This is a genomic window from Flavobacterium branchiicola (assembly GCF_018383905.1).
Lineage (GTDB): Bacteria > Bacteroidota > Bacteroidia > Flavobacteriales > Flavobacteriaceae > Flavobacterium > Flavobacterium branchiicola.
The window spans coordinates 635455-651393 of record NZ_JAGYWA010000002.1; the positions used below are offsets into that span (position 1 = coordinate 635455).

The window sequence follows — 15939 nt, forward strand, 5'->3', positions numbered from 1 at the left end:
ATTCTAATTAAAATTTAAAAATATGAAACTGCATTTTTGTCTTTCATTCTTATTGGTTTTTAATTTTTTTTGGGCTAAAACCATAGAGGTCGGTCAAAATAGAGCTGTAAAAACGATTAAAGAAGCGATTTATTTGGCGAAATCCGGCGATACAATTACTGTTTATAAAGGAGTTTATCGGGAGGGCAATATTATAGTGGATAAAAAAATAATTCTGCAGGGAAAAAACTTTCCACTTCTGGACGGACAACAAAAATTTGAAGTGCTTTCTATAAAAGCTGACAGCGTTGTGGTATCTGGGTTTAAGGTTGTTAATTCAGGGTACGCCTCCCTGAATGATCCCTGCGGAATTAAAATATACAATAAAACCGGAGTTGTAATAAAAGATAATATTTTGGAAAACAACTTCTTCGGGATTTATGTTCAAAAAGGAACACATTGTATCATAAAAAACAACATTATTAGTGCGCATCAAAAAGAGGAACAGCGCATAGGAAATGGTATTCATTGCTGGAAAAGCGAAAATTTGCAGATTACAGCAAACAAAATTTCAGGACATCGTGACGGAATCTACTTTGAATTTGTTTCTAATTCGGTAATCTGGCGAAATATTTCTACAAAAAATATTAGATACGGACTTCATTTTATGTTTTCAAATGATGATGCTTATATCTCCAATGTTTTCAAGAATAACGGAGCCGGAGTTGCTGTAATGTTTACCAAAAATGTAAAAATGTTCAATAATTATTTCGAAGAAAACTGGGGTGATGCCGCGTACGGATTGCTTTTAAAAGAAATCTCAGATAGTTATATCATCGGAAACAAATTTATTCGCAACACGTCGGGAATTTATATGGAAGGCACGAGCAGAGTTCAGCTCGAAAAGAATGTTTTTAAGGATAACGGCTGGGGAATGAAGATTCAGGCAAGTTGCATGGACAATCAAATTTCGTTTAATAATTTTCTTGCCAATACTTTTGATATCAGTACAAATGGAAGTTTAGTCCTCAATCATTTCAATAATAATTATTGGGACAAATACGAAGGCTATGACCTAAATCGGGACGGAACAGGTGATGTTCCTTTTCACCCCTTAAGTCTCTTTGCTGTAATTACAGAAAATAATCCGTCTGCGATGTTATTGTTTCGCAGCTTTATGATTACGCTTTTAGATAAATCTGAAAAAATCCTTCCGAGTATCACGCCCGATAATTTTGTTGACGAAACTCCCGAAATGAAATCCCTTCAATTATGATTACTTTAAAAAATATAAATAAAAATTTTGGCAAACTTAAAGTATTACAAGATGTCAATCTGGAGTTTAAAGCTGGAGAATGCATTGCTCTTATTGGTCCAAACGGTTGTGGAAAAACCACTTTGATAAAGTCTATTTTAGGAATGGTTCTTCCGGATAATGGCGATATTTTGCTAAACAATGAATCGGTTCTAAAGAAGTTTGATTATCGAAATAATATTGGTTATATGCCGCAAATTGGTCGTTATCCGGATAATATGACGATCAAACAAATCATTTCAATGATCAAACAAATCAGAAATTCAAAAGCAACATTGGATGAAGATTTGATACAAGCTTTCAAACTGGATAAAATGCGTGACAAACAAATGAGAACATTATCAGGTGGAACAACGCAAAAAGTAAGCGCAACATTGGCTTTCCTTTTTAATCCTGATGTTTTGATTCTGGACGAGCCCACGGCAGGATTAGATCCTTTGGCGGCGGAAATTTTGAAGGAAAAGATCATCAGAGAGAAAAACAAAGGAAAACTGATATTGATTACATCGCATCTTTTGAGCGAACTTGATGATATGATTACTCAGATTATTTTTATGCAGGACGGAAAAGTGCATTTCCATAAAACAATCAAAGAACTTCTGGAATCAACAGGAGAAAATAAAATATCAAAATCGATAGCCACAATTTTAAAAGAAAAGCAACATGAACAGGATAATTAAGATTGTCCTCGTGGACATACTCAAGAATAAGATTGTCGTAAGTTATGCCTTGATTCTGGCCTTGCTTTCGTGGGGATCTTTTATGCTGGAAGACAATACAGCCAAAGGACTTCTGACGATTTTAAACGTAATTCTATTTACAGTTCCTTTAGTTTCGGTACTTTTTTCTACGATTTACATTTACAACAGCTCAGAGTTTATTGAACTTTTACTAAGTCAGCCAATTAAAAGAAAAAAAATCTGGATCAGTATATTTATCGGACTATCAGTGGCGATGGTTTTAGCTTTTTTTCTGGGTGCAGGAATTCCACTTTTGATAAATTGCTCAGACATGGCCGGATTAATGATGCTTTTGTCGGGCTGTTTAATTTCGGTTGTATTTGTCGGATTGGCTTTTTTAAGTTGTATTCTGACTCGTGACAAAGCAAAAGGCATCGGATTAGCAATATTATTCTGGTTGTATTTTGCCATTCTTTTTGATGCAATGGTGCTATTTTTATTATTCCAGTTTTCAGAATATCCTATTGAAGAAGCAATGGTCGGAATAACAGCTTTAAGTCCAATTGATCTTGCACGTATCCAAATTTTATTACATCTCGATCAATCTGCGATGATGGGATATACCGGTGCCATTTTTAAAGATTTTTTTGGAACAACAATCGGTTTAATAGTTTCTTTTTTGTTATTGGTTTTATGGATTGTGGTGCCATTTTTAGTTTCAGTTAGAAAATTTGAAACGAAAGATCTTTAGTTTGTGATGAATTTTTGAATTATAAAAGCAATATGAAAACAGATATTAAAAATAAAGATGATATAGCAATATTGGTTGATGCTTTTTATTTGAAGATTAAAGCAGATCCGGTTATCGGTTATTTATTTACAGAAGTAGCAGCTGTAAACTGGCAAAAACATTTACCAATTATGTATGATTTTTGGGATAATATTCTCTTTCACTCTGGAAATTTTGATGGAAATCCGATGATGAAGCACAGGATATTGAATGAGAAAAGCACTTTGACAGAAGCACATTTTAAACACTGGACAAAATTGTGGAAAAAAACAGTCGATGATTTATTTGAAGGCGAGAAAGCAAATGAAGTAAAAGTAAGGGCAAATAACATTTCAAAAGCACTGATGAACAAAGTAGTCAGTTAAATAAAACGGGAACTTAAAAAAGGTTCCCGTTTTTATTTTAAAGTTATTAGAACTGAATTAATAATTTACTTTTTAACCTTGACAAAGTAAACGCAAAAGCATTATATAAAGTATGACCAAAATCATATTGATACAGATTAATAGAATAATTTATGATCGATAATTTCAATTTTTTTATTCTTGCACATTAGCGAAAGCGTTCTTATAACGGTCTCGACGCGTAAACCCGTAAAATCGGCAATCTCTTGCCTGGTGTACGGGATTTTCATTTTTATCGTAGAATTTATGTTCTGTTGTTTTTTTAAATTATCCAAAAAAGACTGAATGCGATATTCGGGTTTATGGTTGATGATGTTTTTAGAAAAAACAATTTTATTGTAGATTTTCCATGCAAAAAGTTTTAATACGTTGGTTTGTATTTCAGGATTTTCGGCAAGACAGGAAAAGAAGTTTGACTTTGAAAGTTTTAAGATTACGCAATCTGTCTGGGTTATGGCAGAAGCAGGATAGGGCTGACCAATAAAAAGGGGAGGTTCACCAAAACTGTTTCCTGCTGTAAAAATACCAAGTGTCAGATCTTTGCCATCTTCGTTGGTATAAATCATTTTTACTGCACCTTCCAGAATTTGATAAAAATAGAGTGGTGCATCATTCTCATAAAATATGATGGTATTTTTGGGCAGTTTTTTTGCAACTGCGCCCCAGGTATAAAGTAAATCAGTATCAATGTGCATTTTAGTAAACTATTAATACATTAAAAAGGATTTGTTTCGGATTAAAACTCGACTTGTTTTCTATTCAGGAAAAAGTGTCTATCTTAAATTTCGTATCAAAGAAATGTATTTGCAAGTAAAAAAAACATGATAAATGTTAGGTTTTTAAAGGAGTCAAAATTTACTTTATTTAGTAGATAAATTAGTTTTTATAGTTTTGATTTATAGTGTTTTATCGGTTTTAACTTTGTTCAGCTATCTTAAGTGCAAAAATCGCCGTTGATAGATTTGTTAAAATGGTATTTACTTATGTTTTTTCTTAAAACTATTTATTTTCTTTAAATTTGAAACCATCTTTAGAGATTTTATTCATGATGGCACGATTATTCTTCCTAATTCTTCTTTTTACTTCTTTTTGTACCTATTCTCAGTCTTCCACAAAAGAACTGATTGATAACCTGAACACTATTAGTGATCACGATAAAAAGGCAGAACTGAGTCAGAAAATTGCAATACAATTAGAGCATTCAGATTGGGAAAGGGCTATAAAATATATTGAACTGGCAGAAGAAGAAGCCAAAAAAGCAAAAGATCCTGAACTGAGCCTGGCTTCGGTTTATCTTGCGACAGGTAAAATGTATGCAGATAAGGATGTTTTAGATGTTGCTTTGCAATATTATTTAAAAGCCTATAATATTTACAAAAGCAGAAATAATACGGAAGAAGTAGCGAAGTTAGAAAACAATCTTGCGATTATTTATGCACAAGGAGACAACAAAGAGAAAGCACTACAATCTTTTTTAAATGTATATCACTATCAAAAATCAAAGAAAGATCCGGCTAAACTGGTAAAAATTTTAAACAATATTGGAACAATCTATCTTGGAAAAAATATTGATTCTTCTTTGTACTACTTTCAGAAGGCACACGCTATAATTAATACTTTGCCTGATGCTACTTTAAAAACGTATGTTTATACCAACCTGGCAAGGACTTATGCACTCAAGAAAGATAAAGTAAATAGTGACCTGTATTTTAATAAAGCCTTTTCCGTTTTAAATAATCCTCTTGATAATTCGGTAAAAGTGTTTGTTTATGGGGCTTTTTCGGAATATAAATTTGAAGAAAAAAAGTATGATGACGTTATTCTTAATGCAAAGCAAGCTTTAGAATTATCAAAAAGTAACCTGTATAGTTTTTCCAGTCTAAAGTTGAATAGATTATTGTATGAGAGCTATTTAAAAAAAGGAGATTATAAAAATGCCGTATTTTATTTTCAGAAGTATAATGCCATTAGCGACAGCATAAACATTGAGCATAAGGCAGTAAATCTGGAAAGAATAAGACTGGAACAGGATTACAAAGTGCGCAGCCAAATCAGGACATTAGAGGAGGAAAAAGCGCGATTTAAGTATTATGTCGTGGGATTAATACTGGTTGTAGGGATCTTGATTTTGATTATTTTGCTTATAAAATACCGAAATAACAATATTAAAAATCAGCTCGAAAAAGAAAAATTAAAACGAAAAGAACAGGAACTTAAACAAAGTCTCGAGGCCAAAAATATGGTGCTTATTGGCAAAGCAATGTCCGAAATTCATCGTACAGATAATATCAATGAAATCCTGACGGATCTTAAAATGATAAAACTCAAAACAGTCAATAAAGAAATGCAACAAGCCATTGATATTGTTTTAAAACGTCTGGAAAAGAATTTGAATACCGACATCTGGAAAGAATTTGAACTTAGTTTTGAGCAGGTTCATAAATCTTTCTTTGATAAACTTACTATAGATTATCCTTCACTTACTCCAAAAGACCGCAGATTGTGTGCGCTTTTATATCTTGATTTAACGACAAAAGAAATCTCTCAGATTACAGGTCAGTCTTTTAAATCGATTGAAAATGCCCGAACAAGACTTCGTAAAAAGTTCGATTTGACCAACGAAAAAGTAAATCTTTCCACTTATCTCAACTCATTTAAACCGGAATAATGACAAATAAATTTTAAGTTTAATTTATTGATATTGTTATGGTTACTTTTAAATGAGTGGTAAATATGTGACCCATATTTGTCTGCGAGTGTTTTTACAATAGTACTTTTTTTTCTTAGGCTGTAGCTCCGTTCTACATTTACCCAATCTATTATAAATAAGTTTGGATGAACGCGAAGAAAAAAAATGTGCCACTTAAAAGTTTGGAGCAACTCTTAGAAGAAGCAAAAACAAAAAAGAGTGCCCTTTTAAAAATTTTACAAAAAATAGCGAAAGCAGATTCTAAAGATCAACCACCAAATTGATTTTTAGAATCTGCTTTTGTGGTTTTGTATGCGCCATTTTAAAGTAGCTTTTGACCAAACAACCTTAATATTAACTTTAAATTTAAAAGAATGAACCAGATTTACCAGAAACCCAGGTATTTGTTTCTTTTGTTAGGTTTCTTTGCCTTTTCTACAGGAATGGCTCAGTCACCTTTGCCAAAGAGCAAAACAGCCAATGTGCAAACGGCAGTGCAATCGCCATTTGCAGTTCAAAAAAAAGATCAAGTTTCTAAGAAAAACAGTGATCAAAATGCTCAGGAAGACACAAGTGCTAATCCTCTTTTGACTCAAAAGAGTATAAATGGCACAACGCTCTCTCAGGAAGAAAGTGAAGCAGTAAATAAAAGAGCAGAAGCAAGCCAAAAATTGTATAGCAAAAGTCAGGGCGCTTCAACAGCCAAAAATATCCAGATTGCAGACAGCACAAAAGTCAGGTCTTTTGCCAAATCTTCTAATTTGACCATCAGAAATGTATTTGAGGTCAAAAAAGCTGATTTTGAATTGTCTACTTCGGATAAAATGCAGCTAAAATCGGTTTCAGATAAACACGGCAGAAGCCTTGCAACGTACCAGCAAATGCACAATTCTGTTCCGGTAGAAGGGTCAATTTATAAAGTAAGAGACAGTAAAAATAAAATTGATGCTTTTGGACACATTAGTAAAAAACTGCCGGCAAACAGTAGTTATAAAGTGAATGCTTCGGCTGGTTTACAAAATGCATTAAATACTGTAAAGGCCAAGGAATATGTTTGGCAGAACAAGAAATTATCTTCTTTAGTTCATAAAAAAATCAGCACAAAACCAGAAGGTGAATTGGTGTATGTTGGACCAAATTTTTCTTCTGAATTAACGGAATATCACTTGGCGTGGAAATATGATGTTTTCGCTACAAATCCGCAATCTAGTCAGACTATTTATGTAGATGCAAATACTGGAAAAGTTATTTTAAAAATTGACTTAAGCCGTGACGTGCATACAGGAAATGAAAGTACTGGAAAAACGAAAGAGAATTTTGGAAAAAAGGTGGCTTTAAATCCTAATGCATTCGCTTTTCAAAGTATTGGAAAGGGAAAAGCGCGTTACGCAGGTGATGTTACTTTTAATACCAAACAATATGCAGACGGTTATAAATTAGAAGCAGAACAAAGCAAATTTAAGGTTCCTGTTTATACTATAAACATGAACCATGCAGATTTTCCTGCTGATGAAGTACTTACTGATTTTATTGATCAGGATAATAACTGGAATGATTTGTACAATAAAGATCATGATGAAGCTGCAATCGATATTCATTGGGGATTGTCAAAATCTGTTGATTATTACGCAGAAAAATTCAACCGAAATAGTGTTGATGATAATGGAATGATCATGTTTGGTATTGCACATTTAGGGACAAAGGTTGAAAATGCTTCATGGACCGGAGGATGGACACAATTTGGAGATGGAGACAATTCTCCTTTCGTAAGTTTAGGAATTACAGGTCACGAGTTAACGCATGCTGTAACGCAGTTTTCAGCAGGGTTGATTTATCAGGGAGAATCGGGAGCAATGAACGAATCTTTTAGTGATATTTTTGGTGTTTCTATTGAATTTTACGCAGGGAAAGACAGTAAAAATGATATCTGGATGCTTGGTGATGAGTTATATACTCACGGAAGTTTAAGAAGCATGTCAAACCCTAAAGCAGAAGGTCAGCCGGATACTTACGGAGGAACAAACTGGGTAGATCCTGCAAATGTTGGATATGACAATGGTGGTGTGCACATGAACAGTGGTATTACTAATTATTGGTTTTACTTGTTGGCAGAAGGAGGAGAAGGTGTAAACGACCTTAATAACAGTTATAGTATCAAAGCGATTGGTCTGGCGAAAGCAGAAAAAATTGCTTACATAGCACTTACAGAATACTTATCGCCTTCTTCAAATTTTCAAGACATGCGTAAGGCGACTTTAATGGCTACAGAAGATTTGTACGGATTAGGTTCTGAAGAATACAAACAAGTAACCAATGCCTGGTATGCAATTGGTGTAGGGGCAGCTTATGGAGACAAACAAATTTCGTTAGTTTCTGTTCAGGAGCCATCTTTGCCTTGCGGACAATTAAAAGGAGATGAGCCTTTTTATGTAACGGTAAAAAATACCGGAACTACAGTAATAAAAGCAGATGAAGTTTTAAATTTCAAACTAAGAGCAATGGCTAGTGCCTTAGGAAGAATGCTTGTTTTTTATACTAATGAGGATAAAGTTTCTTTTGCTAAAGATTTAGCAGTTGGAGAAGAAACAACTTTAGCACTTTTAAGTAAGATACCTTATCAAGTTGGAGGTGGCATAAACTATGTAGAGGTAAAAATAGATCTTAATCCTATTAAAGAATTTGGCGTAAAAGAAGGATATTCTTTTGTTTCAAAAATAGTAGTTCCTACTGCTCAAAAAGATTTTAATATTAAGGTAACGGCGCTAAAAATGCCTGATTATACTGGAGATGCACTTAGTGCAAATTATCAGTTATCTATTACGCTTTCTAATTTGGGCTGCGCAGCTATACCGGCTGGAACTCCGCTAAAGATTGGATATGCTAATACGAAAGCAGGAAGCACATTGATTTGGAAAGATGTTGTGCTACAGTCAGATTTTAAAGGAAAATCGGAAATAACAATTCCTTTTGACGGAACAGTAGATTTGTCTGCACAAGGACTTCATACTTACGAGGCTTATGTAACATTTAGCCAGGATCCTGATGCAACAAATAACAGCATATTAAACGCATCTTATAGTGGTATTGTAACACAATTACCTTATTCGGAAGGTTTTGAAAGAACGCCGGGAGGATGGAATACAAAAGTGTTAGGGGGAACACAAAAATTTATTTTCCAAAATTACCCGGCTTCATTCAGAAATGTTAAGTCTCAATATATGTGGGGATTAGTAGATCTTAAGACAGGTGAAAAAATGGGACTTAATTCTGATTTTGTATTAGAATCTCCAATCTTCGATTTTACAAATGTTGTTTCTCCTTATATAGAATTCGATTTATATTATTTACTTCATAGAGGATATGATGGTGTAATTGTTGAATATTCTGAAGATAAAGGTAAAAACTGGAAAAAAATCGAAACCGTAAATTATCCTGAAACGGTACATGGTGATGATGATACAGATCACAGTCCTTGGTTTACCGGAATAAATACCGTTCTTAAAAAAGATCCATATCAGATTCGTCTAAATGATCTTGCAGGAAAAAAAGTAGCAATTCGTTTCCATGTAAAATCAGATGATTATTATGATGGCTTTTTAGGAGGATTTGTAGACAATATTTTAGTAAGCAATGCTCCTTATGATTTAGAGGTTCTTTCAGCAAAATTAGACGCTGGAAAATGTACTGTTGATAATAAGAATGTTGCAGTAAGAACTTTAATCACCAATAATTTTGCTACAAGCAGTCAGGTGGTTAATGTGACAACAAAAATCCTTGACGCTGCAAAGACAGAAGTTTTTTCAAAAACAGAAAAGACGACCTTAAACTTTGCTAAGTTTAAAGATACTATTGCTTATTCTGTTCCAAATATCAGTTTGCAAAATATCGGAGAACATACTATTTCGGTTTCTGTTTTCCCTGAAGATATGACTGCAGATGTAAAACAGGCAAATAATTCTTATGTATTTGCATATGACAACTGGAATAATGAAGATGTTAAAGTAACTACGCTTCCTTATAAAATGGACTTTGAAGATGCTTCTAACTACAAAGGATGGAGAACTTACGAAAATAAGGGTGCAGCAGGATGGCAACGCGGAGCTCGTCCGGATTTAGGATCTCCTGGATGGTTTATTGATGATCATACCAAATTTATGGCAAGTAATGATGACAAATGCAATTGTGATGCTTCAAACGATATGCTTGTTTCTCCGGTACTTGATTTAACCAATTATAAAGAAGCACATTTATCATTTGATGCTTTCGGAGATCCTCAACATCTTTCAGACGGTTATGTAAAAGTAAGTACCGATGGCGGAACAACTTGGACAGAAGTATTTCATATGCCGTATTATGGCGCTTGGTTTGGATATAATGTTGACTTAACTCCATATGCAGGAAAATCGTGCGTAATGGTTGCATTTCAGCACAATGACAACGGATTGTTTGCTAATGGTTTTGCAGTTGATAATATTGAAATTAATCCAACCAAAGAAAACTTAAAACTATCTAATTTAGTTGTAGCAGAAAGTGTGTATGAAGATGCGCCTTCGTCTGAATTTTTTATAGACGCCAGAAATGTGGGCTATAAGGTAATTGATAAGATTTCATTAAAATATCAAATATTTCAAAACGGAACTGCTGTTGGTGAACCAGTTTCATTAGAAAGACCAGCTACTGTAAGACTGGGTGAAAATCTTGCTTATAAAATAGACGGTCTTCCTAAATTAGAAGCAGGAAGTTATGAGATAAAAGTACAGGCGACTGCCGAAGGACAAAGTGCTCCTAGTACTACAAGTTTGACAGCTTCTTTTGAAGTTGTTGCAAACGCAGCAGAATTAAATGCGGAGAGTTTTACAAGTCTAACGCAAGGTTCTATATTTGGATCTAAAGGATTTGTTTCTAATCAAAGTGATGAAAATTATCCTTGGAGAGCTCTTCCGGCACCTGATAATACTTATTTGACACTTCCTCAAAAAGACCGCACAGGTGATACTAACGGAAAACTGTTATACAGTTCTTTAGAAGGTTATTATTACTACTCTGAGTTGATCTCTCCAGTTTATAAACTAAGTGAGAATGCTACAATTTTAGAGTTTTATTACGCATTGCAAAGTAATGTTAATGATGCATTAATCGTAGATGTAAAACCAGTTGGTGGTGAGTGGAAAGAAGCATGGAGAGCTACAAGTCAAGGTACTTATGTAGATACAGAATGGCAAAAGGGAGTAGCAAATGTTACTAAGTATGCTGGTAAATCGGTAATGTTCCGTTTTAGACATGCTAAATCTGATGGATATTCTTATTTGGTATTAGATGATCTTAAAGTAGTTAATGAAGCTGTTTTAGATGTATCACTTCAAATTTTATCTCCAAAAGATGTTTGTGGTAACAACGAAGTAAAAGTGAAACTTACCAATGAAGGGCAAGTTGCCATTGCTGCAAATGCTATTCAATTAGATTTAGACTATTACAATACTTCAGAAAAAATCTCTGAAAATGTTGCTTCAGGAATTCCTGTTGGAGAAAGTATAGAATATACATTTATCAAACAACCAAAATTGGATGATTCGGGAGATTCTCACAAGTTCACTATTAATGCAAAATTGGAAGACGATATTATAACACAAAATAATATAGTTAAAAATTATGTGTACCAAAATGTATCTTCAGATTTCAAAATATTTGATAAAACGGTACTTCACGCTTCTGCAGGAACAACATTGTATATTGATGCCGAAACTAATTTTCTTGATAAAGAATTAGAAGTTACTTCATACCTATGGAATACAGGTGCAGCTACTAACGCTATAGATGTTGATAAAGCCGGAGATTATACCGTAACGGCTGTATTGGAAAATGGATGTACACTTACAGAAACTGTAAAAGTTGTATTTGATACGTTTGAATCTGGTTTGCTAAGTGGAGAGGTTTGTGGTCCTGAAGTTGTTTTAAATCCAGGAAACTATTCTGCCTATGAATGGTTTGACGGTTCTACAGATCCAACCTATACCACAACAGAAAACGGTGATTACTATGTTACGGTTTATAATGAAAACGGAATAGGAAAAATTTTGAGTACAAGCATTACGATTCTTGAAAATGCAGTGCCGGAAATTCAGGTTTTAGACAACAAAAAACTAAGTGCTTCTGTAGATGCGGCAGCTTACCAATGGTATTTAAACGGAAGAGTTATACCAAGTGCAACCGAAAAAATGGTAGCGACAATATGGGAAGGAAGTTATACAGTTGAAGTAACTAATGCACACGGATGTACCAGAATGTCAGAGCCACTTGATTCTAAAGGTTTACTTATTGGGAAATTAACTAATTCTTTTAGAGTTTTCCCAAATCCGGCAACTGATAATCTAAATATTTTCTTAGCGGATAAGGTTAGTGGAGAAGCACAGCTTAAAATCTACGGAATGGATGGTAATGTATTATGGAGTAAAACCTATGCAAAAATGCCATCAAGTATAGAAGTAAGTCAGCTAACAACTGGAGTTTATATTTTAGACTGTATGATACAAGATAAAAAATACACAGCCAAGGTTATTAAGAAATAACAAAATAAGAGATAGAAATACGGTAACTCTAAGCCATTAGAGTTACCGTTCTAAAAAACAAACAAATGAATATTATGAAAAAATCCATATTAATTTTATGTTCCCTTTTTCTCTGCGGGTCTGTTATGGCTCAGGACAAGAAAGTTAAATTGGGTGTAAAAGCAGGTTTGAATATTTCCAGTTTAAGTCTCGATGAAAGCGAATTAAATTCATCATCAAAAACCGGATTTACAGCAGGACTTATGGCTGAAATTCCTTTGACAAAAAACTTTTCAGTTCAGCCCGAAGTATTATACAGTCAGCAAGGAGTAAAACTTTCTTATTCTGATGCAGCGATCGCCAATTCACATTATAAAAGTACAATCGGATTGAATTATTTGAATATTCCGGTAATGCTTAAATATTATGTAGTAAAAGGATTGAGTCTGCAAACCGGACCACAAATCGGAATACTTTTAAAAGCGAATAACAAATCTCAGGATAACTTTTTAGGTTATGAAAATCAGGATAATTACAATTTATCAGATTTTACAAATGGAGTAGATGCTGCTGCAAACTTTGGATTGGGTTATCAGTTTAAAGATAAATTTTATGCAGATTTAAGATATACTATTTCTTATTCTGATGTTTTTAAAGAAGCAACAGACACGTATGTAATTAACAGTGACATGAAGAATAGAATTTTTCAGATAACCGTAGGTTATTTTTTCTAGATCGAGTTAGTATGACTTCATGTTTTAAAAACCATTCTTATTTTTAAGAATGGTTTTTTTTGTTTTAAAAGTGTTTATTTTATTGGTAAACAATGTTTTAAGTTTTGTTTTTTCTTGCAAAAACTAATCGGTTAGTTAAATTACTAACAAATTAGTTTGACTACTAATTAATTAGTAGTATCTTGCGTTAAAATTTTCATACTATGATTAAGTTAGCAAAAAGAGAAGAACAGATTATGCAGGTGTTTTGGGATTTAAACAAAGCTTTTATAAGAGATGTAATTCCACAATTGCCAGATCCTAAACCACATTATAATAGCGTGGCGACTATCGTAAAAATATTAGAAGAAAAAGGATTTCTGAATCATGAAACTGCCGGTAATATGAATTGTTACTTTCCTGTAGTTAGTAAAGAAGAGTACCAACAATTTGCATTGAAAGATGTCGTAAGCCAGTATTTTGATAATTCATATCCAAGAATGCTTGCCTTTTTTGCAAAAGAGCAAAAGCTGTCAGAAAAAGAACTGGACGAAATAGTAAATATCATTAAAAAAGAGAAAATATGATACCTTATATTCTTTATACGGCTTTGGTTCTTTCTGCATGCCTTGTGTTTTACAAGCTGTTGCTGCAAAAAGAAACATTTTTTCATCTCAACAGATTTGTATTGCTTTTCTGTATGGTTTTGGCTTTCGTTTTGCCTTTGGTTCCCGTGCCTCAGCAATTTTCATTGAGAAAAGTTTCGGAACATAAACCAATTGAAGTTTTTAAAACTCCAATCAGAAATACTACACAAGTACAAGCAAAAGAGTTGAAAGTTGCGCCAGCAATTGCTGAAGAAACGAAACAAATGATCAATTTTGAAACCATTAGTAAATCATTGATTTATTTGTATTGGTTTGGTGTGGTAATCTTTGGACTTAACTTTTTGATGCAAATCGTAATCTTGGTTTACAGATCCTATTCGGGTTCCGTTATTCAGGACGGAAAATTCCGTATTATCGAAATTACGGGAGACAAAGCACCCTGTTCTTTTGCCAATAATATCTTCATCAATCCTGAAAAATACGAATGGGAAACTTACGATCAGATTTTGCAGCATGAAAAAATTCATATCGAGCAAAAGCATACTGTAGATCTTCTGCTTGCCGAGTTAGTGCTTATATTTCAGTGGTTTAATCCTTTTGCATGGCAATGGAGAAAAGCCTTAGAAATCAATCTGGAATTTTTAACAGACGACAAAATGCTGCAACAAGAAACTGTTGAAAGAGAAAGTTACCAGTTTAGCTTGCTTAAAGTTGCAGCGCCCCAATTTCCTTTGAGTCTCACAACCAATTATAATCAATCACTTTTAAAAAAACGAATCATCATGATGAACTCAAAAAAATCAAATGTAAACACCACCTGGAAATACTTTTTCCTGTTACCAATTATGGTGTTATTTGTGTGCCTTTTTAATCAGCCGGCAGCACAAAGTCAAACGCTTACTTCTAAAGTAAAAGAAGAACAACATGCTGAAATTCACGGCGAAATGAAAACAGAAGGCAGTTGGTTTGCTACCATAAAAGGTACTGAAGTAAACATGCAATTCAAAAGCGATGAAAATAGTACTTCATCACACACTTTTCAGTTAAGCGATTTTTCAAACCTTCCAAGAGACAAAAAAGGTGAATTTACAGGAACGCGCGAGGCAGGCACAATGACTTTTACCGGTAAATTTGAAGGAGATAACGGAATGGGATCTTACAGATTTACACCTAATAAAGACTATAGTGCCGCAATGGAAAAAGAAGGAATTGTACTTTCAGAAAACAGTGATCTTGTGGTTTTCTATATGTTAGATATTAAACGTTCTTATGTACAAATGCTTAAAAAACAAGGTTATACAAATCTTGATAAAAATGATGTAATTCCTCTTGCTGCATTAGGCATAAATGAAGCTTACATCACATCTATTAAAGAAGTAGTACCAGATATTGATGTAGAAAATCTGGTTCCTTTTAAAGCACTTGGAGTTGATAAAGCTTATATCGAAGAAATACGCAATGCAGGTTATAAAGAGGCTAGTCCGGATAAAATTATAGCTTTAAAATCTCAGGGTATTGATGGAAAATATATCTCTGATTTTCATAATTCGACTAATGACGGTAAAAAAGATAAGGAAAAAAATAAAGAGAAGAATAAAGAAAAAAATAAGGATAAGAATAAAGAAAAAAATAAGGATAAGAATAAAGAAGACAATGATGATGAAAACGATTCAAACGATGACATTATCGCCTTCAAATCCTTAAACATTGATCAGGCATATATTGATTCCTTTAAAAAAATAGGATTTAATGATCTTTCAAATGGTGATTTGATGGCTTTTAAGTCATTAAATGTTACACCGGAATATGCAAATGCTTTTAAAAAATCAGGTTTTAAAGACATACAAGCAGAAAATTTAATTGCCTTAAAATCACAAAACATAACTCCGGATTTAATTCAGCAATATAAAGATCTTGGTTTTTCTAATTTGAATATTGAAGATGTTGTTGGAGCTAAAGCTACCGGAACTACGACGTCTTTTATAAAATCGATGAAAGGAAAAGGACATAATTCTAATGACCTGCAAGAATATATTCAGTTAAAAGTTCTGGGAAAATAAATCAAACTCAGAATTAACTGGCTTTTGAGACTGAGCCAAAAAAGAAAAAGGTTTGCACATTTTTATGTGCAAACCTTTTTTTATGCGATTAAACGGATGATTTAATCCGTTACGTGAAATTGCATCTAAATAGATATAAGTTTTTAAGGTTAACCC

At 33.4% G+C, this 15939-nt stretch carries 11 protein-coding genes; 10 read left to right on the forward strand and 1 reads right to left on the reverse strand.

Features of this window, described 5'->3' with window-relative positions; translation table 11 throughout:
* Positions 1-22 precede the first annotated feature (22 nt).
* The 4 genes from KHA98_RS06290 to KHA98_RS06305 are packed head-to-tail and all read left to right on the forward strand — an operon-like array spanning position 23 to position 3129.
* Positions 23-1255: a nitrous oxide reductase family maturation protein NosD gene (locus KHA98_RS06290; RefSeq protein ID WP_213256376.1), complete on the forward strand. Its 1233-nt coding sequence runs from the start codon at positions 23-25 to the stop codon at positions 1253-1255.
* Positions 1252-1974 carry an ABC transporter ATP-binding protein gene (locus tag KHA98_RS06295; protein ID WP_213256378.1) on the forward strand — a complete coding sequence of 241 codons (723 nt, stop codon included), beginning with the start codon at positions 1252-1254 and terminating at the stop codon, positions 1972-1974. Before KHA98_RS06290 ends, KHA98_RS06295 begins: the two co-directional genes overlap by 4 nt.
* On the forward strand, positions 1958-2725 hold the full coding sequence (locus KHA98_RS06300; protein WP_213256380.1) for an ABC transporter permease subunit: 768 nt from the start codon (positions 1958-1960) through the stop codon (positions 2723-2725). Before KHA98_RS06295 ends, KHA98_RS06300 begins: the two co-directional genes overlap by 17 nt.
* Positions 2726-2757: 32 nt before the next feature.
* Positions 2758-3129: a group III truncated hemoglobin gene (locus KHA98_RS06305; protein ID WP_213256382.1), complete on the forward strand. Its 372-nt coding sequence runs from the start codon at positions 2758-2760 to the stop codon at positions 3127-3129.
* A 137-nt stretch (positions 3130-3266) separates the two neighbouring features.
* On the opposite strand, the gene KHA98_RS06310 is transcribed toward KHA98_RS06305, so the two are convergent.
* Positions 3267-3863, reverse strand: coding sequence for a Crp/Fnr family transcriptional regulator (locus tag KHA98_RS06310; RefSeq protein WP_213256384.1), 597 nt, complete (start codon positions 3861-3863; stop codon positions 3267-3269).
* Positions 3864-4186: 323 nt separating this feature from the next.
* On the opposite strand from KHA98_RS06310, the gene KHA98_RS06315 reads away from it, so the two are divergent.
* The 6 genes from KHA98_RS06315 to KHA98_RS06340 all read left to right on the forward strand — a co-directional run bounded on the left by KHA98_RS06315 (position 4187) and on the right by KHA98_RS06340 (position 15783).
* A complete protein-coding gene (locus tag KHA98_RS06315; protein WP_213256386.1) occupies positions 4187-5836 on the forward strand; it encodes a tetratricopeptide repeat protein in 1650 nt (549 codons plus the stop codon).
* A 167-nt stretch (positions 5837-6003) separates the two neighbouring features.
* Positions 6004-6141, forward strand: coding sequence for a hypothetical protein (locus KHA98_RS06320; RefSeq protein ID WP_213256388.1), 138 nt, complete (start codon positions 6004-6006; stop codon positions 6139-6141).
* A gap of 90 nt (positions 6142-6231) precedes the next feature.
* Positions 6232-12423, forward strand: a complete 6192-nt coding sequence (locus tag KHA98_RS06325; protein ID WP_213256390.1) for a M4 family metallopeptidase — start codon at positions 6232-6234, stop codon at positions 12421-12423.
* Between the two features lie 74 nt (positions 12424-12497).
* A complete protein-coding gene (locus KHA98_RS06330) occupies positions 12498-13136 on the forward strand; it encodes a porin family protein (RefSeq protein WP_213256392.1) in 639 nt (212 codons plus the stop codon).
* A 203-nt stretch (positions 13137-13339) separates the two neighbouring features.
* Positions 13340-13702: a BlaI/MecI/CopY family transcriptional regulator gene (locus tag KHA98_RS06335; RefSeq protein WP_213256394.1), complete on the forward strand. Its 363-nt coding sequence runs from the start codon at positions 13340-13342 to the stop codon at positions 13700-13702.
* Positions 13699-15783 (forward strand): M56 family metallopeptidase, encoded by a 2085-nt coding sequence (locus KHA98_RS06340; protein ID WP_213256396.1) that lies wholly within the window; start codon positions 13699-13701, stop codon positions 15781-15783. Before KHA98_RS06335 ends, KHA98_RS06340 begins: the two co-directional genes overlap by 4 nt.
* Positions 15784-15939: the final 156 nt, after the last annotated feature.

Excerpts from the sequence above, each read along its gene's own strand:
- KHA98_RS06305 (WP_213256382.1), top strand. The coding sequence starts at position 2,758 with ATGAAAACAGATATTAAAAATAAAGATGATATAGCAATATTGGTTGAT.
- KHA98_RS06290 (WP_213256376.1), top strand. The coding sequence starts at position 23 with ATGAAACTGCATTTTTGTCTTTCATTCTTATTGGTTTTTAATTTTTTT.
- KHA98_RS06295 (WP_213256378.1), top strand. The coding sequence starts at position 1,252 with ATGATTACTTTAAAAAATATAAATAAAAATTTTGGCAAACTTAAAGTA.
- KHA98_RS06300 (WP_213256380.1), top strand. The coding sequence starts at position 1,958 with ATGAACAGGATAATTAAGATTGTCCTCGTGGACATACTCAAGAATAAG.
- KHA98_RS06340 (WP_213256396.1), top strand. The coding sequence starts at position 13,699 with ATGATACCTTATATTCTTTATACGGCTTTGGTTCTTTCTGCATGCCTT.
- KHA98_RS06325 (WP_213256390.1), top strand. The coding sequence starts at position 6,232 with ATGAACCAGATTTACCAGAAACCCAGGTATTTGTTTCTTTTGTTAGGT.
- KHA98_RS06310 (WP_213256384.1), bottom strand. The coding sequence starts at position 3,863 with ATGCACATTGATACTGATTTACTTTATACCTGGGGCGCAGTTGCAAAA.
- KHA98_RS06335 (WP_213256394.1), top strand. The coding sequence starts at position 13,340 with ATGATTAAGTTAGCAAAAAGAGAAGAACAGATTATGCAGGTGTTTTGG.
- KHA98_RS06320 (WP_213256388.1), top strand. The coding sequence starts at position 6,004 with ATGAACGCGAAGAAAAAAAATGTGCCACTTAAAAGTTTGGAGCAACTC.
- KHA98_RS06330 (WP_213256392.1), top strand. The coding sequence starts at position 12,498 with ATGAAAAAATCCATATTAATTTTATGTTCCCTTTTTCTCTGCGGGTCT.